Below are 19,602 nucleotides of genomic sequence, written 5' to 3'. Positions count from 1 at the left end.
CAAAATTAATCTATTTTCAGCAACAATCAAATATAAATTAAGAATTCAGAGAATAAAAAGAGCTTGACGGGCTCTTGATAAATGTTGAGTAATAAAGAAATCTCCCTACTTCAATAGGGCTACTCCTCATGGCGCCCATACTGTTTGGGCGAAATGCCATAGAGTTTTCGGAAGTTGCGCGTAAAATTGGAGGGTTCATCAAAGCCACACTTCAAAGCAACCTCTCTCACACTCCACTCAGGGTGCATCTCTAAAAGCTGTTTAGCTCGACGCATACGCACATGCATAGTATAGCTTGCAGGGGTTTCTCCTGTTAATGCCGTTACCTTACGATGTAGCTGTCGAGTACTCAAACACAGCCGTTCGGCAAGCATCGGTATATCCATCTGCCCACTTTCCATAAGGACATAGATGCAAGTAATCATCTTACTAAGGAACTTCTTATTCTCCTCGATTTCAAGTGCATCTGGTTCTTCTCCACTCTCTTCCAATGGCTGAGCATATTTCTCTCGTAGCAATCTACGCTGTTCCAAAAGTTTATCGACCCTTACCCTTAATTCTTCGTCATTGAAAGGCTTTTCCAAAAAAGCATCTGCTCCCTCTTTGAGAACGTTGATACGATCCTCTTCGTTCACTTTAGCCGTAATAACAATAATCGGGATATGATTGGTTAGTTCGCTGTGCCGTATATGTCTACACACCTCTACCCCATCCATTTCGGGCATCATCAAGTCGGTAATAATAATATCAGGGATGGTTTCTTCGGCTTTCTCAATCCCCAGTCGTCCATTGGCAGCATAAGATATGGCATATTCATCTCCAAATCGGCTTCCTATATAAGAGGCTATATCACTATTATCCTCTATAATAAGCACTCTTGTCTTCCCATCGTCCTCCTCGGAACAATCATCAGTAGTTTCCACCACCTCTTTGGGTAAAAGAGGCATATTGTGATGCTCTTCGTAAGAGAAGATAGCATGATGCCCCGAACCATGGTGTATGGGTAACTGGATAGTAAAGGTGGTACCTTTGCCTAAAACACTCTCAACAGAAATAGAGCCTCCGACAGAGTCTACAATCTGCTTAACGAGAGCCAAACCAATGCCCGTACCTGTATTGTCATGCCCCCCTACTATTTGGAAAAAGGGTTCAAAAAGATGTTCAATATCCTCCTCCGCAATACCAATACCGGTGTCTGCCACTACGAGGAAACAGCTTTGCTCTTTCTTCCACACAGAGACTGTTATCTTGCCTTGCTTTGGAGTAAACTTTAGTGCGTTGGAAAGTAAATTGTTGATAAGTTTGCTCGTATAGTCGGGCACAAAATCTATCTCGATGCTTTCATGCGCCACAAAATCAAGTTCGATGGAGTGTCTATGAGCATACTCTCGATAGCTATCTACAATCATCGAAAGATAGGTACACACATCTCCTCTACGCCAATCGGGGTCTCCGACGGATGATTTTACCTTGGAAATATCAAGTAGTTGATTGATTAGTTGTAAGAGATTGTTTCCCTGACGTTCTATAACCTGAGCCGAATGCTCAATCTCTGCGCGAGTATGACACTTAGTCTGCAAATCTTTACTCTCTCCCAAAATGAGCGTTAGAGGTGTACGAAACTCGTGGGTAACATTAGTAAAGAAAGATTCACGCATACTATTCAACTTCTTCAGAAGGCGATGATTACGAGCACGGCTACGAGAGATATACCACATCATCGAGAGGAGCAATAAGAGAATAAGGATAACCATAAAAGAGATGGCAAAGCCTACCCTACGTACAGTACGCTCCTCCTTGTACTCCTGCTCTGCCAAACGCATCTTTTGGCGCTCTCTATTGCGTTCCAGACTCACGCTGACATTTTGTATCTGATTCATCTTCTTAACGTCTACCACACTATCGGCATAGAGAGTAGCACGTTCATGATATTCGAGAGCCTTGCGGTAGTCGCCTCGTTTCTTATACATAAGAAAATAAAGGTCATATATATCGGAGAGATGCGCTATGGAATTGATCTTCTGAGCAGTCTGCCGTGCTTGTACTAAGTAAGCCTCTGCTTGATCGAATTGCCCCATTTTGTACGAAATACGGGCCATCGCAATAAGCGTATTGAGCGCATGCCACTCATCTTTAGAAGCGACCATAAGTTGGTAGCTGCACGGTAAGCCTCGTTAGCCGAGAGGTAATCTTCAGACTCTTCATAGAGATGACCAAAATAGATATAGCAGAGCGATATACCCAGCGTGTTATTCGCCTTTTGATTCAACTCCATAGAACGACGATAATAGACCCAAGCGGAGTCTACCTGCCCCTGTAACTCAAAAACAGCTCCGATATTAGCATAGTTTATAGCCTTACCAATAGTGCTTTTGAGTATTTCTTCTCCTCGAAGGGCTTTGCGAAAGGCACTATCGGCACGCTCATAATTGCCAAGAGTCATATAGATATTACCCAAACCATTGAGAGAGATGACCTCATTTTTCTTGGCCATATAAGAGGTATCAGAATGCTCTTCGCTCAACTTCCACGCCTTATAATGATATTCAGTAGCTACATCGAGTACTCCTAAACGTCGGTAATTAGTCCCAATATTGTTAAGGGCTTGCACCATTTCGAGGGTATCATTAAGCTGCTCTGCCAGCATCAACCCCTTGCTGTGTACTTTGAGAGCTTCGTCAAAACGGCTCTCATCACGCAATTTCTTGCCCCATTCTCTCAGTACCGATAAGCTACCCAGCTGATTTCCTTCGTCCTCCCACTTTTTTTGTAGAGCCTCTAACTCTTCACATCCTTTCTGCGATCGGATTACACTATCTACAGCACGGCGTTCTTCGGTAGAAATAACTTGTTGTTTCTTAGCACACGAAGGCAAAAGAAGAAAAAAGAAAATGGGAAGCCACCAATAAAAAAAAAACGCCTCGATCAGATACATCCATAAAGAATCCTTTAATGCTTAGATTAAGAAACAACAACTAATTTTCCAGCTACAAAAGTACATCGTCCGCTTCAAACTTTAATCTTTTTTGAAAAAATAAGGGCAAGAACAGTTCTATTATGCCCTCTTTCCCTCTTAGTTAGGTAACGATTTTCTCTCAAAAAGGGAACAAACCCATAGGGTGAAAAATCGGACATCAAAAAAAGCACGCTATACACTATATTTCAACAAGTTATAAGGGAACGATGTCCGAAAACAACAGATTTAACATTTGAAATATGGCAGAAATTGACAGATTTTTGGCAGAAATTGATAAGTAAGATAGGAGATTTTGTTCCGAACTTTGCGGTAGAGAGAAAAGATGAACTATGAGACGCTCCAATGAAAGTGAAAAGCAGAAGAATAAAAGCCAACGGGCTTTGGAGTTTGCCGAAGAGCGAATGGAACTCCTTGACACGGTGCGTCTCGTAGTAAGGGATGAAATAGAAAAGTGGGCTAAAGAACGTGGAAAAGAGGAAATAGCAACTACAGAAAAACACATCAAAGACCCCAAGACTCGCAAGATAAAAGACTCGAGTCAGTGTTCTTGGAGGAGTTCAATAGAAAAGCTCTTCCGTCTCAATAGGAAACGATAGTCTGGTTGCTATTTCTTCTTCAGCAAGCCTCTCTGTTAGAGGATTCTGTACCTCCGAGGCATACGCTACGGAGAGCACTCTGCCCCCTTTATGGAAAGGGTGTGGAGCCGAAGAGTAACAATATTGACAATAAAAAAAACAATCATCAGATAGGAGCATATGTTAGAGTATCACATTAAAAAAGAGGTAATGCGTGTGGGCAGAGAGAAGGGTAAGAGCATGTATTACGCTGCTTTAGTACCCCACGAGAAACTCTCTCCCAAGGAGGTAGAAGATCGTATCATAAAGGCTACCTCACTGACACGTGCGGAAGTGCGCGCAACAGTTAGTGCCCTGGCAGAAGTAGTGCGGGAGGCAGTTCTTGAGGGAAAGGCTGTGGACTTAGCTAACCTCGGAACCCTAAAAGTGGTTTCGATAGGCAAACGTCGAAAAAGCCCCTCTGAGATTACGATAGAAACCCTCAAAAGACCCAAGATTCAGTTCTTACCTAAGCACTCGTTATCACTGAAAGCACGAGAAATACCTTGCCATATTATTGACAACGGAGGTGAAACTTCTGCAACAGAGGTCTAACGAGAAGAAAAATTAGAACCTATAAAAAAGAAGAAAAAGCACGAAAAATATAGAGTAAAGGGAGGGGCAATATCGCAGGAATTAATGGTTTATTTTCTTGAAAAGCCCCTCCCCTCTATCCCCAACGCCCGTTGTACGGGTTGCAACGAGAGGTCGTTACAGAGCATCGTATCGGTGCTTACACTTAGAGTTACGAGGTTTTGGTAACGTCTCTCAGAAGGCGGTATTACTTTACCTTACCCCTCTCTGGTCGGAGTAATCCTTCTGGGGAGGGGTTCTTATGTAGAGTAAGGTGCAACATCAGCCATAAACTGGATACTCATATAGATTTAGAGTACCTATTTTATATATAACGAGATATGGTATCAACGTTTGACACGCTCTCGAGCCCTCGCCTTATCTCGCCGTTCCTTCTCGGCTTGGGCACGTTTGCGACGCTCCTCTTGGCGTTGTTTTTCGCGGTCTCGAAGGGTTTGCCTACGAGCCTCCTCGGCGGCTCGTTCACGCTGTTTCTTTTCTTCAGCGAGCTTTTTCTCTCGAGCCTTACGCTCTCTCTCAAGGCGACGCACATCATCATAGGTGATAGGCTGACTCTCAGAAACTTTTTTAGGTGTTTCAATACGTTCTGTACTATCGTTGTTAGACTCCTCTTCGGGCTCTTGCCCACTCTGTACAGGAACTGCAACAACGGGTAAGTTAGTTTCCTCCAGCCCAGACTCTTCCACCTCCTCAGATGTTTTGGAAGATGGCTTTGCCTGTTGCTCTGCCTCTTGTTTGAGTATAGCATATCGCTCTAAGGGAATAGCCATAGTCGGTACTCGCTGTACGAGACTATCTGCCATAAAATTCATATATGCCTCTAAGGAAAGCCCCCCTTGGAGCTGCTCCCAGTTGCGTTCACTAATTGCTAAAAGAATAGCCTCTCTGCCCAGTTGGGGCATATACCCTTCGGGCGAATAGGCACGCTGTACATAGTGCCATGCGGCATACTCTCCCTTAAAATCTCCTATGAGCAAACGGTCAGAGGTAGCCCCTCGCTCCAAGGAGAGGGAGAGGTCTTGCTCGGTAAACTGGCTAAAATTGAAGGTAGTAACAGCAAAGAGCAACGCATTACGGTCAGTACCTCGGAGGGATAGAGCAAGAGAACTTTTTGTTTGTCCGCCAAAAGGGGCACTGAGAAATAGAGTGAATCCGCACCAGCAGTAGAGCCAGCAAATCCAAAGAGCGCATCATACTCCAATCCTGTATAACCTCCTTGGGCAATTTTTCGCCCACGAAGCAATTCGGCAAGCATACGTTGCGCTGGTTCGCTCACATCTCCTTGTGGGTAGAGTGCCAACATCTCGTCCAAAGCCTTCTTAAACTCCTCCTGCCTACCTTCGAGCACATAACCCAAAGCATTAAGGTAGTGCATCTTGGGAAGTAGTTCCGAGAGCGGATAGTCTTGCTTGATACGCTCCATAGCTTGGCGTATTGGGGTCGCTTCTCCTGCACGGTAAGCAAGCCAAGCCTCATTATAAATGGCATTGGCAACACTATCTGCCGTGCGCAACTTACGCAAATAGTTCGGGTCTGCCACCGCCTTAGAAAGCGGGTCTTCGGGGTATTGACTCACAATCTTACGTTGCCACTCGGCAGACTGGCTATGCAGTCCGAGTCGCTCGCAGAGCATATAGAGCTGGTAGTAGGCATTTAATCTTTCCTCGAAGTTAGGGTAACGGCGTAAAAGCTCTTGCCAAGCCTCGATGCTTCGGAGAAAAGCTCCATTTCATTTTCAAAAACCTCCGCCATTCCTACTAAAGTGTTCTGAATAATAATATCACTGGCAGCCTTTTGCTCTTCAGTAAGAGGCAGTTGCGCCAAATAGTAGTCGCGCTGATTAGGATCTTCGGAGGGCGATCGTACTTCTAAAGCTGGGCTGACAACCGCTTCTTTCTTCTCTCCTTCGGATATTTCCGCATTCTTCTCTGGCTCTCCTTCGGAGGGGGTTAGGGTAGTCTCGGCAGTAGGGGCAATCTGTTTGCGCCGTCTACGCCAATCATCTTCGAGCGGACGTTGTCCCCACAACTGCACGAACTTAGCCTTACCCTGTGTAATAAGTTGCGTATTGTAAAAATAAAACTCTCCTCCTGCGCTCTGCTGGGGCATAGTAGGCAATGAGGACTGGCGCTGGGGTAAGCCTCCTAACTCCTCATTAACGACACGCTGACGTTCCTCTTGCTCTGCCATCTGTTCGTTACGGAGACGCTCTCGCTCCGCTTTTTTATAGGCAGTGATGGCACTATCGATAATTCTAAGTCGCTCCTCTTCGGGTAGCGAAGCCAAGTGGCGGAGGCTATCCTGCTCCACCAAAGCCTTTACGTGTAATCCTAAAGCATCCAACTGCTTTGAAAGCAGATTCGACTCCTCATAGAGCGGATGGGCTTTGGGCAGGGCGGGTACACCTGCCGAGAAGGCCTTTTGTGCCTCAAGCCAGTTGCGTTGCGCACGGAAGATGCGACCAAGAGAGATTTGACAGAGGGCAAAGTCCTCTTTCCTTTCGGTACTATGCTCTCCTCCAAGGCGGAACGATTGTATAGCTTGTAGGGTGTCGGGGAGCATCAAGTATAGCTGTCCCTGCGTGAGGTATATACGATCTAAGACATCCTTATGGCGAGCACTGCGCACCAATCGTTCAGTAGAGCGAATGGCACCTCGGGGGTCTCGCTCTGCTTCTATCTCTACACGGCGCAGATGTGTAGCTATCTCCATAGCAAAAGGAGGGGCTTGACGAAGCAAAGTTGCAAAAGTACGGTCTGCCTCTCGGGGTCTTTGGGCGCGCATCTGCAACTGCCCCAAAAGATAACGCATACGCATACGCTCGAGTCGGTCGGGTTCTTTGCGAAGTGCCCTACGGAGGGGGTCGATAGCCTCCTGTTCTTTGCCAAGGGCAAGGGCTATCTCTGCCTGCGTTTTGTCGTAGATAGCACTTTTACGCAGAAGCGACTGCGTGGTTTGCAAACCAGCCACCAATGTTTCTCCCTCGTGAATCCAATCCATCGCTACATAGCTACGTGCCTGCCAAAGGCGCGCTTCGTCTCGAATGAGCGGTTCGGTAGCATAGAGGCGAGACATATAGGAGAAGGTCGCCATAGCATCCATAAAATCGCCATTATAGAATTGCGATTTACCCACTAAAAGCCAAGCATTGTGGAGGAAAGTGTTGTACTCCCGACGGCGATAGAACGCCTCGTCTCGTGCCGAAGCATTGCGTTTGCGCTCGGGTTTGACCCGTATGGAGTGCATCTTGATGGCTTTCTGCCCCTTCTCAAGGGCTTTGTTGAAAGCTCCGCCTGAGGACTCTTTGAGTATCCCTCGCTGTGCTTGTATCGGGTCTAAGAATATCGGTTCGGAATAACTCTCCGTATAAGACTTGATAAGGTTAGCATACGACTCTGTGAAACTCTTCTCTCCATTGTAGTAAACGTTATAGCGAGTCGTGAGCTGATGATAGAAGCGTGAAGATGCCGTATTCTTACGCGTAGAACAGGAAGCTCCCACGACAACGAACAGTAGGAGCGCAGATACTCGCAGGTAAGAATATATCGCCTTCATGGTAATTATTGGGGCAAGTTTTGAGCCGATGCTATCAACTGCCGAGCCTCCTCTGCCAAAGCAATCGGGAGGGCTATTTCTCTCTTTTCAAGGCTTTTGAGCCAATCGCCCACCTCGTGAGGGTAAAGCGTGGTAAGCACTTCGCGAAACTCTTCGACCTCCTCTGGAGTATAGTCGGTAGCAGAGCGATGGACAAAGCGATCCAACTCCTCATCATCGTAGTACACCGCCTGCTTCTTCTTAGGCGTAGAGGCTCCACACCCCGATGAGCAACAACTGCTACTGCATGTACTGCAAGCAGCCGAGGGTTCGCCCCATGTTTCAATATCTTTCTTTATATCATCGGCATGCTCCTCTATCGAGCCATGGCGTTTGCCCCAGCGGAGGATTACCCAGATAAGTAGCCCTAAAGCTAAGAATATACCTACTACTTTTATCATACCTCAAAAGTACATAATAACGCTAATACAACGAAACGAACCATGTATATAGTATAATTGGAGGAGTCAGCTCCACCGAGCATCAAAGAGCATCGTATCACATCTCTAAGAGAAGAGGCAAAGGAGATTGAGAACGGAGGCACAGAAGGGAACTTTTTCGGAGGCTATCGCTTACACAAAAAAACATTAACCCTTTGCGCAAAAAGCATCGTACCTTTTCACTCTAAGCATCGACTTACGAGCCGAACCATTAATACTTATTACTTAAGGGTACAAACCTTAGAAACACAGCCACCGCTCAAAATATCCGTCAGATACTTCTGATAGCTTTTGTTTTAACACTCCACCCCAACTAAAAGGGTTGATTTTTCGGATTTTTAGACAAGGTGTAATAGCAAGGTATTGCAGTTGTCAAATAAGTAAACTATCTTTGCCGTATCAAAACAGCAATACAGATAGTAAACCCAATAAGGAATAGGAATATGAAAGTAAGTATTAACAAGTATTCGATAGCAGGTATCCTACTGCTTTTGGCAACTATGCTTTGGCTTCCCCGCGAAGGAAAAGCACAGCAAAAAGCACTTACTAAAAGGGGTTATCCTCGACAGTCTCACCAACGAGACCATACCTTATGCGACCATAGCCATTACCCCTCTCAAAGGAACGGAAGAATTGGAAACGCTCAAGCAGGTAACCGATGACATGGGACGTTTTACCGTATTAGTCCCCTCGGCAGAGGAGTATGCCCTCACAGCCTCTTTTGTAGGCAAGAAAATGGAGCCTATCAAAGTGCCTTTCAGTCGAATAGAAGCAGGCGCTATGGTACGGGTCAAAATGCAAGACCGTGCCGAAGAACTCTCCACCGTAACCGTTAGTGCCGCTCGCCCCTTGGTACGTATTGATGCCGACCGCATAGCCTATAACGTAACCGATGACCCAATGAGCAAGAGCGAGAGCCTGAGTGATATGCTCCGCAAAGTACCCTTAGTAACCGTAGATGGCGAGGGTAAGGTACAGGTAAAAGGTTCTTCTAACTTCCGAATCTACCTCAATGGCAAACCCTCGAAGATGATTAGTTCCAATCCGAAAGAGGTGTTGCGCAGTATCCCTGCCTCCTCCATTAAAAAGGTAGAAGTCATCACCGATCCAGGGGTTAAGTATGATGCCGAAGGTGTTACGGCAATACTCAACATCGTTACCTCGTCTACCACCTTAGAAGGCTACTCTGGGAGCGTTTCGGTCAATGGAAGTCCTCTACAACCCTATTTGGGCACTTCGCTTTTCTTTACAGGCAAAATCGGCAAGCTCGGTATTAGTACTAATTATACCTATTGGCGACACAAGACTATCATAGGCTCCGAAACAGACTCTTATATGGAGCTGCCCCACGGCAACCAAAAGGATATAACAAAATCGCCCAACGACAAAGCGAATGGGCACTATGGTAGCGCCAATTTGACCTATGACTTCAACCCTCGTAATCTACTCTCTGCGAGCGTTTCGATCAACCTCTATAACAACTCCAACAAGAGCTTAACCGAGAGTGCTCTTACCCTTAAGAATGGTATGCTCCAAGAGGCATACAAGAGCACCACATCTACTCGAAGCAATTCAGGTTCGGTAGAGGCAAACATCGACTATCAACACACTACTGAGCGTGAGAACGAACAGCTCACCCTATCCTACCGCTTCGTGCATAGCCCCAGTGCTAACTTTCAGAACATGGATCTCTCCTACCATCATCGAGGAGGAGTCGAGCTAAATCCAGCGTTAGATTTATTCCAAAGAACGCAGTCTATCGCCGCTCTCAACGAACATACTGCACAGGTAGACTATACCCGCCCATTCGGAGAAGTACACCTTATTGACGTAGGGGCTAAGGCTATCTTCCGCCGTGGAGGCAATAATTCAAGTTATGAATTGTTCAATCCGATGACCCAACAGTGGGAAAAGGGGAGTCTCTTCGGGCAACATATCGGAATAGCTTCGGCTCCGATGAGCTACCGACAGGACATCTACGGACTTTACGCCAACTATACCGCCAAATGGAAGAAGGTTACCTTCGTTATGGGCGTGCGTGGAGAGCAAGGGTTCTATGATGTGCGCTTCAAAGACTTGGAGGGAGCCAACTTCTCTCGTACCTTCCTCGACATCGTGCCGCAAGTAACGCTCGCATACAAGCTAAGCGATATGCAACAAATCAAGCTCTCGTACAACTATCGAGTGGCTCGTCCGAACCTCACACAGGTCAATCCCTACCGCACACAACGCTCTCCCACGCTGGTAAGTGAGGGCAATCCCGACATTAACAACTCTAAGATGCACCACATAGACCTTGACTACAATCGATACAGTCAGAAGCTGACGCTTATGGCTTCATTGCAAGGGGGGTACTCTAACGATAATATTACCCAGATTATGTATGTCGATAAGGACAATCCGACTCTCATACACGCCACTTGGGGCAACTACGGAACGTCTCGCAATATAGGAGGAAACATCTTTATCAACTACACTCCCAAAGTGTGGCTACGCCTCTATGCCAATGCCAACCTCATGCACTACTATTTCGAAGCACGTAACCAAAAGACTCCACAGGGTACTACCTACAGCAATACCCAACAGGGGTTTGGGGGCGTATCCTACTTAGGGGCTATGTTTACCTTACCGAAGAGTTGGACCATAGGGCTCAATGGTGGCTTCTTTGCCCAAGAGCCTAAACTCGGCTCCAGCAGTGTCTATGGCACATGGCATCACCTATCGCTCTCGAAATCGCTTCTGAATAAACGCTTAACGCTATCTGCCTTTGTGAACAATCCCTTTGCCCCTTACCAAACTTTCCGTATAACCTCTACGGCTCCCGGCCTTCGACAAGAGTACAAGGTGCGCCAGTTCATGTTCAACGGAGGACTAAGGATTAGTTTCAACTTTGGTCAGATGAAGAGCCAAATCCGCAAAGTAAAACGCACCATTGTAAACGATGACTTGAGTACCGCCAAGGAGACCGACAGCCAGAAAAGCATGGGACAAGGTCAGGGCGGTAACTAACCACTACCCTCGGAGGAGGTGTCTGACGGCAGCTCCTCCACCTCTCTTTGAGGTTTTGTAATCCTTTTGGGAGAGTCCAAACTCGACCTTTTCTATTTTCTCACTAATTAGTAAACCCGTTGCATAGCGACCCCGATGAGGCTCTGTGCAACGGTTTTTTGTAACATAGATAGAGCCACAACCACGCTCCCCCATAGCCGTAAGGGAGAAGAGGCAAAGAAAATCAGCCCATCTGCTCAGCTTCCCAGCGGAGCAATGCCTCTTTCATAGCTGTGCCATAATAGTACCCCCCGATAGCTCCCGAAGAGCGTATCACTCGGTGACAGGGGATGAGGAGCGGAAAGGGATTAGCCCCCACGGCATTGGCAACGGCTCGCACGGCTCGAGGCTTACCGATGCGCACGGCAATCTCTTGGTAACTTACCCTTGCCCCCATCGGTAGCACAGAGAGAGCGTGCCATACACTACGCTGGAAAGGTGTACCTTGCCAGAGCGATGTATCGGGAAGTGCCTCCTCCTCCAAAATATAGTACAGTGCCTTACCTCTATCGTCAGGTAAGGCTACCCCCTCGGGATGCAGTTCTATATGCCATGCCGAAGGGGTTTTCTCTATGCGTACAGTCCCAAAATAGGGTATGTACACAAGTTGCGATAGGGCCTCGCTCATCGCTTACAAAAGAGCTTGAATAGCCGCATCGTAGTTAGGTTCTTGCGATATATTGGCGACCAATTCGTGGTAGACAATCTTACCCTCGGCATCAATAACCACTACGGCACGAGCCAAAAGACCTTGCAAAGCTCCTGATGCGATGCGTACACCATAGTCCAAATCAAAGTCATCATTGCGGAAGAGAGATAGCGTCTCTACCTTATCAATACCCTCCGCTCCGCAGAAGCGTGCTTGAGCAAAAGGCAAATCTTTCGATAGGCAGAGCACAACCGTATTGTCAAGCTCCGCTGCACGTTCATTGAAAGAGCGTACACTCTGGGCGCAAACCCCTGTGTCTATGCTTGGAAAGATGTTAAGCACCACGCGCTTTCCTTTAAGGGAGGCAAGAGTCAGATCTGAAAGGTCGTTTTTAACCGCCGTAAAGTCGGGGGCTAAAGAGCCAACTTGGGGTTGTTGCCCCACTACGGCTATGCTCTCGCCACGCATCACCACGATAGTGGTGTCAGGGGCAACAGAGGCTTTCTCTGCAGGGCAGGTTTCTTTCTGTTCGGTAGGGGCGCATGCTGTAAGGAGCATGGCAGTCATCACGATGAATGTTTGTCGTAGGTTCATAATTCTTTTCTATTTATCAAGCGAAACTATTTACGCTCACTTCTTTTCGGGGAAGAGGTCCTTTGCCTCCGTTACCCACCGCACAAAGATAAAATCATATCTCGACTATTATGCAATGTGGGGAGAAGTTCCCTCCTCCAAAGGTATAAGGGTTGGATGCAAAACCCTCCGTGTAAACTCGCAAAACCCTCCGAGCTAACTTTCAAAAGGGTTAATGGTTACAAAAAAGAGGTACAACCCTCCCGATGCTTATCGCTCCTCTTTTTTGAATAAACGATATACATATTTGTAGGGATTTTACCATTCTTTCAAATATTTTACCTTTGTCCGCATAGTAAAAGGGATGCTTTGTGAAGGCTATAAGCAACAATCTCTATAACTATCCGATGCCCTACTCTACAGCCTATTCGGATAGAAAAATTATTGAATAGTAACGAGCTATGAACAAGAAATTACGTATCACAGCATGGGCAGGATTGATAGGAGCGCTCGCCATGTACGCAGGCGATATGCTCCTCTACTTCACTACCGAGTCTTTTGCCGATATAGAGCAAGAATTACTCCCCTCGATGGGTTGATTCCCTCTGCCCGTCTCTTTGCTGGCGGAGTAGTAGCCCCCTTCGCCATGGGACTCTACCTATTGGGCTTTTACCACCTCTATTTAAGCGTGCAACCTACCACAAAAAGTGGGGGTTAGGGTGCTTTCTACTCCTCTCGTTGGGGATACTCTTCGGGGGTGCTTACCACGCTTTCTTCCCTGCCTTCGGTATTGTCTCAAGAGAGGGTTATCCGCATCTTATCTCCCCGCTCATGCAGTACGCTTCTATCGTGGGCGGTATCTCTTTTGTGTGCCAAAGTATCGGTTGGTTGCTCTATGGCTATCTCATACTTCACAGGGCGACTCGCTTCTCTCGTTGGGTAACTTTTGCGCTACCCATCGTAACCCTTTGGGTGGGCGAACTATTCGAAGTGCTTCCTGCCCCCTTTGCTATACTCATCGGTGGCGGATGGTTCAATCACATTTTATCTCTCTTCTTTATTGTAACCCTGACTACTCTACCCTCAAAAGAAAATGTAACCGCCTTCCATAGGTCATGAATAGCAAACGTATCTTAGTGGTCGGAGCTGGTGTTATAGGCTCTATATATGGAGGACGACTCGCAGAGAACGGAGCAGAAGTTACCTTCTTGGCTCGAGGCAAGCGATTGGAAGAGCTCCGCACTATGGGGCTTCGCCTCCAAAGGATGGATAGGAAAAATGGGCGAAAAGAGGAAGAGGTAAGCCCTCCCATCCGTCTGATTGAGAGGCTGAGTTCGGAGGATATTTATGATTATATATTCGTTACCCTCCGTGCAGAACAGGTTATGGAGGCATTGCCTCAGTTGGCTGGCAACCGCTCCGAGACCTTTGTTTTTATGGTCAATAACGCTTGGGGCTATGAGGCTTGGGAACAAGTGTTGGGACGAGGCAGGGTGCTACCCGCTTTCCCAGGCGCAGGAGGGTGTATAGAAAGAGGCATCGTGCAGTACAACTTAGTCCAACGTTGCGTGCAACCGACCACATTGGGCGAAGTGGACGGCACACGCACCCCAAGACTACGCACATTGCAAAGGCTCTTGGCTAAGGCTGGCTTTCCCACCTCAATACAGCACAATATGGACGCTTGGCAGAAAACGCATTTAGCTCTGGTAGTTCCGATGGCTTGTGCTATCTACTACGATGGAGGAGACAACTATTCGCTGGCAAACAATCGAGAGGCACTCCTGCTAACGAGTAAAAGTTTACGAGAAAACCTCGCTTTCCTACGCCGTGCAGGTATCGGCATCACGCCGAAAAAAATCGCTGTTATGCGTTACCTCTCCCCAAGTTTGATGAGCGACCTTCTTACCAATATCTTTGCCTCATCGTGGGCAGAATTGTTCATTATGGGTCATACGCTCAAAGCACGTGGCGAGATGCTCTACCTTGCCAAGCAGTTTCTCACCTTGGCGCATCAACGAGGTTTCCAGCTTCCCTCGCTCCAAACGCTGCTCGCCCCTCTCGCTGTTGATAGTGTACACGAACCCTCATAATGGTATCGGCTATCCGTTTCCTCCCTACTATTGGAGGAGGAACGCCCTCGGCATGGGTGAAAATGGAGAAATCTATCGCTTGAAGATAAATCGTTGATACGTCAATCTCCCTTACCAGCTCTTTAAGAGCAAGCGAAAAGGAGCATCACGCAAAAACATACAAAAAGGAGGAAAGCTATTCGGAGGGCTATCCTTTTATTTTTATCAAGTGATTCTTTGCCGTTTAAGGATTGATAGCCTCTCAAAAAAAGAAAAGAACTCCTATTACAACAACCTTAGTACAATCATTTGTTTTTTTGTATATTTTTGCAAAACACACTAACCTAAAAACATATTCTCCTATGAGATTAAAACAATTACTCATTACCCTAACCCTCCTTATCGGGAGCGTTGCAGTAACACAAGCACAAACTGATTACGGGTTTTGGATTAACGGCACGCCCATTACTTCTGCCAATGTGAACAACTTGCATAGCATCCAAGGCATCTTTACGGGGGCAAATGGACAGATTAGCTTCGACCCTAAAACCTATACGCTCTCTATGAAAAACGTGAGGATTAACTCCATATCGGGCGATTATAGTTTGAACATCGGCAAATCTGCCAAAGACTTTACCCTCCATTTAGAAGGAGAGAATTATCTATCTCCTGCCACCGAACAGGCTTTACATACCAAAAAGAACCTCACCATCGAGGGACCGGGCAAACTCACGATCAATACCCAAAAGTTCGGCATCTCGGTATACGCCAGTACATTGACGCTATCGAATGAGTGCTCGGTGCACATTCTCTCTCAAGCCAAAGAGAGTGGATATGCCGGGGTTGATGGGATATGGAACACCGATAGCCATCTGGTGATACAGAATGCCTCATTGGAGGTACAAACATTGGGTTCGGAAGATACCCCTTTCCCCTACGCTATCGGAGGGTTTCAATCTATCCAACTTGATGGGGTCAAGATAGTTACCCCCACAGAGGCACAGATAGGTACGTACAATTTTAGCTACGGAGGTAAAGACTACTCTCGCACCTTCGTTATGGAAGGTAATAAACCTGCCACAGAGGTCAAGATAGAGAAGAGCGAGCCTATCGACTATGGTATCTCTTTCTGCGGTGTGCCCATTACAAGCTACAATCGGGATAAATTGGGAAGTATCGACGGAGTAACAATAGAAGAGGGCGGATATATCGTCTTCCACCCCGACACGCAGACCCTCTCGATAAAAAACGTTATCGCCATCACTGAAACAGAGAAAGTATGCGAGGTACGGACAAATCACCCCATGACCCTACATATCGAGGGGCGCAACCAGCTCTACACAAGAAATGGAAGAGAGACGCTCAGCTCGATGCCAACACACGCATAACGGGGTCGGGACTACTCGTCGTCGACTCCAAGCAATATGCTATACGTGTAGGGCACTGTACGCTTACCATAGAAAAGGGTTGTACGGTCGATGTGGGCTCCAGACCCTTAGAGGGGAGCTATGCCGCTATTACGGGAGCCACTTTTGATAGCCATTTGGTACTCAAGGAGGGCTATCTATATGCTCGAGCGGAAGGTAAGAAGAATGCACCTTTCCCCTATGCCATTGGAGGGTTTCAATCCATCTCGCTCAAAGGGGCTGAAATCAGGTCTCCATCGGAAGCAGAAATCAGAGAATTCATCTATACGTTTGCAGGCAAAGAGAGGCGAGAAAAGTTCATTATGCTAAAGGGGGACTTCGTAAGCAATGTAAGGATTGAAAAGACAACAGCCGTAGAAAAGGTAGAAGCAATGGCTTTGAAGCTCTACCCCAATCCAGCCAATCGCTACATACGTATTGAGGGAGCAAAGGCAGACACACCTATCGCCCTATACACCTTAGAGGGTGTACGTTTGCTCACTGCCGAGGCGAACGAAGCAGGCTTCGCAGAGCTTGACCTCACCGACCTACCCACAGGCAACTATGTAGTAAAAGCAGGCAACGGAAAGGGCTATCGCTTGCTCATCCGTCGCTAACCCTCTGTTTGACTCCCCAACAGAGCAACGAGCCTACCCTAACTGGTAGGCTAGCTAATCCATCGAACTCCTCCCTTCTTTCCGCTTACTCTTAGAGAGCGAGCGGAGGGGCATCACCCTAAAACCGACAAGGAGATGAGTGGGATAGAGTGCAACTTATTGCATTACTTGTGCCGTTCGACGTCGCTCTCTCGCCCGCAAAAAAGAGAGAAGCTATGGGGCTTTTTCTTTGGTATAACAAAGGTAACTCTTTGGTATATCGAAAGTTTTGGTTACATTTGCAGTCGCTTTGCGCAATCTCTTTCGAGACATAATCCGTTAGGGGCAGCTCGTTACATTGCGTTTGGTAGTACAAAATACTAATTAAAAAAGAGCAGAAAGTATGGATTTCATTAAGTTGGTGCACGAAGAGTTCAAGTCTGGCAAAGAGCACCCCAAGTTCACTGTAGGTGATACTATTACTATCGACTACCGCATTTCAGAAGGTGGTAAAGAGCGTATTCAGAAGTACCGTGGCACTGTCATCGCTTTCCGTGGCCATGGCGACAAGCGTCGTTTCACTGTACGTAAGATTTCAGGCGAAGTAGGAGTAGAGCGTATCTTCCCTTACGATAGCCCATTCATCGAAACTATCACCGTAGAAAAACACGGTAAGGTACGTCGTGCAAAACTCTACTACCTCCGTGGTCGTATGGGTCGTGCAGCTCGCATTAGAGAGCGTCGTAATATCTCTAAGAGCGTTAAGTAATTGTAGTGTAACTCTACCTCATCTACTTAACAAGGCTTTACGTCCTTTTAAGACGAACAATAAACGAGAGACATCCTTCAATAGGGTGTCTCTTTCTTTTTATACCATCGGCACTCTTCTCATAGAGAGGTTAGAGCAGATAAGTAGCCCTCATTACTCGGACTTCTAAAATCTGCTTAGAAAAGGTTCTTTGTAAAACTTCGCGAGTACTATGATCACAACGGTTTCGTAAAACGATAGCAGAGTGCGGTTACTCAATAGTGCCGAGGGGAAGCATCATACCTTAGAAAGAATTAAGCTCAAAAGAAGAGAAAGCGAAAAGAGGTCTATACACAAAATAGGAAGTCGATAACAACACACTGAATACGATATTATCGCGACACCCTCTAAAAGGTTAATGATTAGCCTCCTAAGGATTAATCCTTTCCAGAGTTCGCACAGAAGGTTCTGTTCCAAAGGGTTAATGGTTACATTTTTAATCTACTATCCCAACACTTACTTTTAACAATATCGGGTTGCACTACCTTTTTTCTTCAAAAACAATAATAGCTCAATAAAAAAACAGAGCGTCCGAACACGTTTTTACAAAGATTTTAGAAAGCTACAACCTTTCGCTTACAGAAAGAGCTATCTCTCAATAAAGAAACAACATTATGTCGCCTCTTTCAAAAACAATTCACAAAAGAGGATATTACATTAAATAAAATATTTTATCTTTGTCTCGAAATGGATACATGCTACTGCATTTGCGCACGAAACAGACATTGGGATTAATGAGAAACTCCTTGCTTAAAGTATTCTCCTTTTAATTATGAATAGAAAACGTTCCGTTCACACACAATACTTCACAAACCCTCTCTACACAAGATGTAGCCATTATCCACACTCATTCTGAACAAACTCCTTTTATCGTTTCACAGCCCTGCTATACCTCTTTTTCTCTCTTGGCCATTCCCTCCTATATGCAGAGGCTCTAAATTGATTATATGAAAAGAACGCTACTACTCCTTTCACTAATTGTCCATGTACTATGGGCTGGAGCATCTTTACAAGTAGAGGCTCCCCCTCTTCAAGGGGACTCTGTTATTGCTCAGGCGTACGAATGGTATCCTCGGTATGTAACATTCCTACCCTCCGACAAGTTAGACTCCGTTTTAGCGTATGCTCACACGGATCTTGTTCCCGTCATCTATGAGGTAAACAAAGCTGTGTTGCGAGAAGACGAGCAACTCTCTGAGATTGTAGACCTTATCAACAAATTGAGAAAAGACGAACGGGTCAAGATGTCTTACATTTGGATTGGAGGTAGTGCCTCTCCTGAGGGTCCTATTGAAGGCAATAAGCGGTTGGGAGCATGGCGTGCACGAGTGTTTGCTGACTATATCAAGAGGAAAACCAACTTAACCGACGCTGATATTCGGAAAGAAAATCTTTGGGAAGATTGGCTAACGCTCTCTCGTCTTCTTCGGGAACAAGAATTCCCCAACAAGGAACGAGTTTTGGAAATCATCTCAAACGAGAATGATTGGGCAGTAAGAAAACGCAAGATAAAAGCAATAGACCAAGGAAAGACGTGGCGACTATTACTACAAGACATTTTTCCCGTATTGCGTAACTCGCGTATGGTTATTGTCTGCTCTGCTGAAGATATTAAGCTCCCCACTCCAGTCTCTCCGACTCCTACCCATTTACCACCCGACACTGTAACCATAACACCCACTCCTGTGGTTGAAATGCCCCTCGAAGCCCCTGTTGAAAATCGCTTCTGGGCCATTAAAACAAATGGGCTCTTCTTGGGTGCCCTACTTGCGAATGCTGGTTTTGAAGTGGAGCTTTGGCGTCAATGGAGCTTGGATGTACCTGTTTGGTATTCTCCCTACGACTACACCCCAACTCGTAAAATACGCCTTTTGGCTTCGCAACCCGAGCTACGCTACTGGTTGAAAAAAGCGGGCAGAGGCAACTTCTTCGGGGTTCATACACACATAGTAGGCTTTAATGTGGCTATTAACGATAATGGACGATACCAAGACCCCAACCACGCACTATGGGGGATGGGACTCAGCTACGGCTATGCCACTCACTTGGACAAAGCGGGACGCTGGAGTTTAGAATTCAACATCGGAGCAGGCTTTGCCGAATATGACTACGATGTCTATCGTAACTGGAACAATGGTCCTAAATTCCACTCAGGCAACGACTTCTATTGGGGTATTACCAGAGCTGGCATCTCCATTGCTTACAAATTCTACAAGCCTCGTAAAAAGTAA

The 19,602-nt window shown here is 46.4% G+C and carries 21 protein-coding genes; 12 read left to right on the top strand and 9 right to left on the bottom strand.

Going from position 1 to position 19,602, the window contains the following annotated elements:
- Positions 1-119: 119 nt before the first annotated feature.
- Both JCM15907_RS10330 and JCM15907_RS13295 read right to left on the bottom strand, forming a co-directional pair.
- Entirely contained in the window at positions 120-2,147 is a 2,028-nt protein-coding gene (locus tag JCM15907_RS10330) for an ATP-binding protein (RefSeq protein ID WP_242396779.1), read from the bottom strand.
- Positions 2,045-2,875, bottom strand: coding sequence for a tetratricopeptide repeat protein (locus JCM15907_RS13295; protein WP_242396777.1), 831 nt, complete (start codon positions 2,873-2,875; stop codon positions 2,045-2,047). The genes JCM15907_RS10330 and JCM15907_RS13295 overlap by 103 nt, the downstream gene beginning before the upstream one ends.
- Before the next feature lie 431 nt (positions 2,876-3,306).
- Between JCM15907_RS13295 and JCM15907_RS02640 the strand changes: the two genes are divergently transcribed.
- Both JCM15907_RS02640 and JCM15907_RS02635 read left to right on the top strand, forming a co-directional pair.
- Positions 3,307-3,573: a hypothetical protein gene (locus JCM15907_RS02640; RefSeq protein ID WP_025842613.1), complete on the top strand. Its 267-nt coding sequence runs from the start codon at positions 3,307-3,309 to the stop codon at positions 3,571-3,573.
- A 159-nt stretch (positions 3,574-3,732) separates the two neighbouring features.
- Entirely contained in the window at positions 3,733-4,146 is a 414-nt protein-coding gene (locus tag JCM15907_RS02635) for an HU family DNA-binding protein (protein ID WP_025842612.1), read from the top strand.
- A gap of 365 nt (positions 4,147-4,511) precedes the next feature.
- On the opposite strand, the gene JCM15907_RS12055 is transcribed toward JCM15907_RS02635, so the two are convergent.
- Genes JCM15907_RS12055 through JCM15907_RS12040 form a run of 4 tightly spaced genes read right to left on the bottom strand, consistent with a single transcriptional unit; the run spans position 4,512 to position 8,180 of the window.
- Positions 4,512-5,252 carry a hypothetical protein gene (locus JCM15907_RS12055; RefSeq protein WP_148297443.1) on the bottom strand — a complete coding sequence of 247 codons (741 nt, stop codon included), beginning with the start codon at positions 5,250-5,252 and terminating at the stop codon, positions 4,512-4,514.
- Positions 5,153-5,818 carry a tetratricopeptide repeat protein gene (locus tag JCM15907_RS12050; RefSeq protein WP_051522340.1) on the bottom strand — a complete coding sequence of 222 codons (666 nt, stop codon included), beginning with the start codon at positions 5,816-5,818 and terminating at the stop codon, positions 5,153-5,155. Before JCM15907_RS12050 ends, JCM15907_RS12055 begins: the two co-directional genes overlap by 100 nt.
- A gap of 20 nt (positions 5,819-5,838) precedes the next feature.
- Positions 5,839-7,740 (bottom strand): type IX secretion system periplasmic lipoprotein PorW/SprE, encoded by a 1,902-nt coding sequence (porW, locus tag JCM15907_RS12045; protein ID WP_051522339.1) that lies wholly within the window; start codon positions 7,738-7,740, stop codon positions 5,839-5,841.
- Between the two features lie 5 nt (positions 7,741-7,745).
- Positions 7,746-8,180, bottom strand: coding sequence for a hypothetical protein (locus tag JCM15907_RS12040; RefSeq protein WP_025842611.1), 435 nt, complete (start codon positions 8,178-8,180; stop codon positions 7,746-7,748).
- 482 nt (positions 8,181-8,662) lie between these two features.
- On the opposite strand from JCM15907_RS12040, the gene JCM15907_RS12810 reads away from it, so the two are divergent.
- Positions 8,663-8,881 carry a hypothetical protein gene (locus JCM15907_RS12810; RefSeq protein ID WP_025842610.1) on the top strand — a complete coding sequence of 73 codons (219 nt, stop codon included), beginning with the start codon at positions 8,663-8,665 and terminating at the stop codon, positions 8,879-8,881.
- Positions 8,778-11,228, top strand: coding sequence for a TonB-dependent receptor (locus JCM15907_RS02615; RefSeq protein WP_306305468.1), 2,451 nt, complete (start codon positions 8,778-8,780; stop codon positions 11,226-11,228). The genes JCM15907_RS12810 and JCM15907_RS02615 overlap by 104 nt, the downstream gene beginning before the upstream one ends.
- A gap of 3 nt (positions 11,229-11,231) precedes the next feature.
- Here JCM15907_RS02615 and JCM15907_RS02610 read toward each other — a convergent pair whose 3' ends face one another.
- Genes JCM15907_RS02610 through tpx form a run of 3 tightly spaced genes read right to left on the bottom strand, consistent with a single transcriptional unit; the run spans position 11,232 to position 12,384 of the window.
- The gene (locus JCM15907_RS02610) at positions 11,232-11,423 is read right to left on the bottom strand and encodes a hypothetical protein (protein WP_025842608.1); all 192 of its coding nucleotides are present in this window, start codon (positions 11,421-11,423) and stop codon (positions 11,232-11,234) included.
- Positions 11,424-11,451: 28 nt separating this feature from the next.
- A complete protein-coding gene (locus JCM15907_RS12035; RefSeq protein WP_025842607.1) occupies positions 11,452-11,895 on the bottom strand; it encodes a methylated-DNA--[protein]-cysteine S-methyltransferase in 444 nt (147 codons plus the stop codon).
- A 3-nt stretch (positions 11,896-11,898) separates the two neighbouring features.
- Entirely contained in the window at positions 11,899-12,384 is a 486-nt protein-coding gene (gene tpx / locus JCM15907_RS02600) for a thiol peroxidase (protein ID WP_036883010.1), read from the bottom strand.
- A 566-nt stretch (positions 12,385-12,950) separates the two neighbouring features.
- On the opposite strand from tpx, the gene JCM15907_RS13290 reads away from it, so the two are divergent.
- From JCM15907_RS13290 to JCM15907_RS02570, 8 genes are all read left to right on the top strand, one after another.
- Positions 12,951-13,088, top strand: a complete 138-nt coding sequence (locus JCM15907_RS13290) for a hypothetical protein (RefSeq protein WP_242396776.1) — start codon at positions 12,951-12,953, stop codon at positions 13,086-13,088.
- Positions 13,085-13,207 (top strand): hypothetical protein, encoded by a 123-nt coding sequence (locus tag JCM15907_RS13585; protein WP_277906833.1) that lies wholly within the window; start codon positions 13,085-13,087, stop codon positions 13,205-13,207. The genes JCM15907_RS13290 and JCM15907_RS13585 overlap by 4 nt, the downstream gene beginning before the upstream one ends.
- Positions 13,208-13,320: 113 nt before the next feature.
- Positions 13,321-13,608 carry a hypothetical protein gene (locus JCM15907_RS13285; RefSeq protein ID WP_242396774.1) on the top strand — a complete coding sequence of 96 codons (288 nt, stop codon included), beginning with the start codon at positions 13,321-13,323 and terminating at the stop codon, positions 13,606-13,608.
- Complete coding sequence (locus tag JCM15907_RS02590; protein ID WP_025842605.1) at positions 13,605-14,582, top strand: ketopantoate reductase family protein; 978 nt, start codon at positions 13,605-13,607, stop codon at positions 14,580-14,582. The genes JCM15907_RS13285 and JCM15907_RS02590 overlap by 4 nt, the downstream gene beginning before the upstream one ends.
- Before the next feature lie 341 nt (positions 14,583-14,923).
- A complete protein-coding gene (locus JCM15907_RS02585) occupies positions 14,924-15,949 on the top strand; it encodes a hypothetical protein (RefSeq protein ID WP_148297442.1) in 1,026 nt (341 codons plus the stop codon).
- Positions 15,841-16,584: a T9SS type A sorting domain-containing protein gene (locus tag JCM15907_RS02580; protein ID WP_081773776.1), complete on the top strand. Its 744-nt coding sequence runs from the start codon at positions 15,841-15,843 to the stop codon at positions 16,582-16,584. Before JCM15907_RS02585 ends, JCM15907_RS02580 begins: the two co-directional genes overlap by 109 nt.
- A 382-nt stretch (positions 16,585-16,966) precedes the next feature.
- Positions 16,967-17,332, top strand: a complete 366-nt coding sequence (gene rplS / locus JCM15907_RS02575) for a 50S ribosomal protein L19 (RefSeq protein ID WP_025842602.1) — start codon at positions 16,967-16,969, stop codon at positions 17,330-17,332.
- A 986-nt stretch (positions 17,333-18,318) separates the two neighbouring features.
- Positions 18,319-19,602, top strand: a complete 1,284-nt coding sequence (locus JCM15907_RS02570) for a DUF3575 domain-containing protein (RefSeq protein ID WP_025842601.1) — start codon at positions 18,319-18,321, stop codon at positions 19,600-19,602.

It is taken from the genome of Porphyromonas gingivicanis JCM 15907, from assembly GCF_000614585.1.
Classification (GTDB): domain Bacteria; phylum Bacteroidota; class Bacteroidia; order Bacteroidales; family Porphyromonadaceae; genus Porphyromonas; species Porphyromonas gingivicanis.
This window is presented reverse-complemented; position numbering and strand designations above follow the sequence as displayed.

What these genes read in the sequence shown, in the direction of transcription:
- JCM15907_RS02570 (WP_025842601.1), top strand. Translation starts at nt 18,319, where the DNA reads ATGAAAAGAACGCTACTACTCCTTTCACTAATTGTCCATGTACTATGG.
- JCM15907_RS12040 (WP_025842611.1), bottom strand. Translation starts at nt 8,180, where the DNA reads ATGATAAAAGTAGTAGGTATATTCTTAGCTTTAGGGCTACTTATCTGG.
- JCM15907_RS02640 (WP_025842613.1), top strand. Translation starts at nt 3,307, where the DNA reads ATGAGACGCTCCAATGAAAGTGAAAAGCAGAAGAATAAAAGCCAACGG.
- porW (WP_051522339.1), bottom strand. Translation starts at nt 7,740, where the DNA reads ATGAAGGCGATATATTCTTACCTGCGAGTATCTGCGCTCCTACTGTTC.
- JCM15907_RS12035 (WP_025842607.1), bottom strand. Translation starts at nt 11,895, where the DNA reads ATGAGCGAGGCCCTATCGCAACTTGTGTACATACCCTATTTTGGGACT.
- JCM15907_RS12810 (WP_025842610.1), top strand. Translation starts at nt 8,663, where the DNA reads ATGAAAGTAAGTATTAACAAGTATTCGATAGCAGGTATCCTACTGCTT.
- tpx (WP_036883010.1), bottom strand. Translation starts at nt 12,384, where the DNA reads ATGCGTGGCGAGAGCATAGCCGTAGTGGGGCAACAACCCCAAGTTGGC.
- JCM15907_RS02580 (WP_081773776.1), top strand. Translation starts at nt 15,841, where the DNA reads ATGCGAGGTACGGACAAATCACCCCATGACCCTACATATCGAGGGGCG.
- rplS (WP_025842602.1), top strand. Translation starts at nt 16,967, where the DNA reads ATGGATTTCATTAAGTTGGTGCACGAAGAGTTCAAGTCTGGCAAAGAG.
- JCM15907_RS02635 (WP_025842612.1), top strand. Translation starts at nt 3,733, where the DNA reads ATGTTAGAGTATCACATTAAAAAAGAGGTAATGCGTGTGGGCAGAGAG.
- JCM15907_RS12050 (WP_051522340.1), bottom strand. Translation starts at nt 5,818, where the DNA reads ATGCTCTGCGAGCGACTCGGACTGCATAGCCAGTCTGCCGAGTGGCAA.
- JCM15907_RS13285 (WP_242396774.1), top strand. Translation starts at nt 13,321, where the DNA reads ATGCAGTACGCTTCTATCGTGGGCGGTATCTCTTTTGTGTGCCAAAGT.
- JCM15907_RS13290 (WP_242396776.1), top strand. Translation starts at nt 12,951, where the DNA reads ATGAACAAGAAATTACGTATCACAGCATGGGCAGGATTGATAGGAGCG.
- JCM15907_RS10330 (WP_242396779.1), bottom strand. Translation starts at nt 2,147, where the DNA reads ATGGTCGCTTCTAAAGATGAGTGGCATGCGCTCAATACGCTTATTGCG.
- JCM15907_RS02590 (WP_025842605.1), top strand. Translation starts at nt 13,605, where the DNA reads ATGAATAGCAAACGTATCTTAGTGGTCGGAGCTGGTGTTATAGGCTCT.
- JCM15907_RS02585 (WP_148297442.1), top strand. Translation starts at nt 14,924, where the DNA reads ATGAGATTAAAACAATTACTCATTACCCTAACCCTCCTTATCGGGAGC.
- JCM15907_RS02610 (WP_025842608.1), bottom strand. Translation starts at nt 11,423, where the DNA reads ATGGGGGAGCGTGGTTGTGGCTCTATCTATGTTACAAAAAACCGTTGC.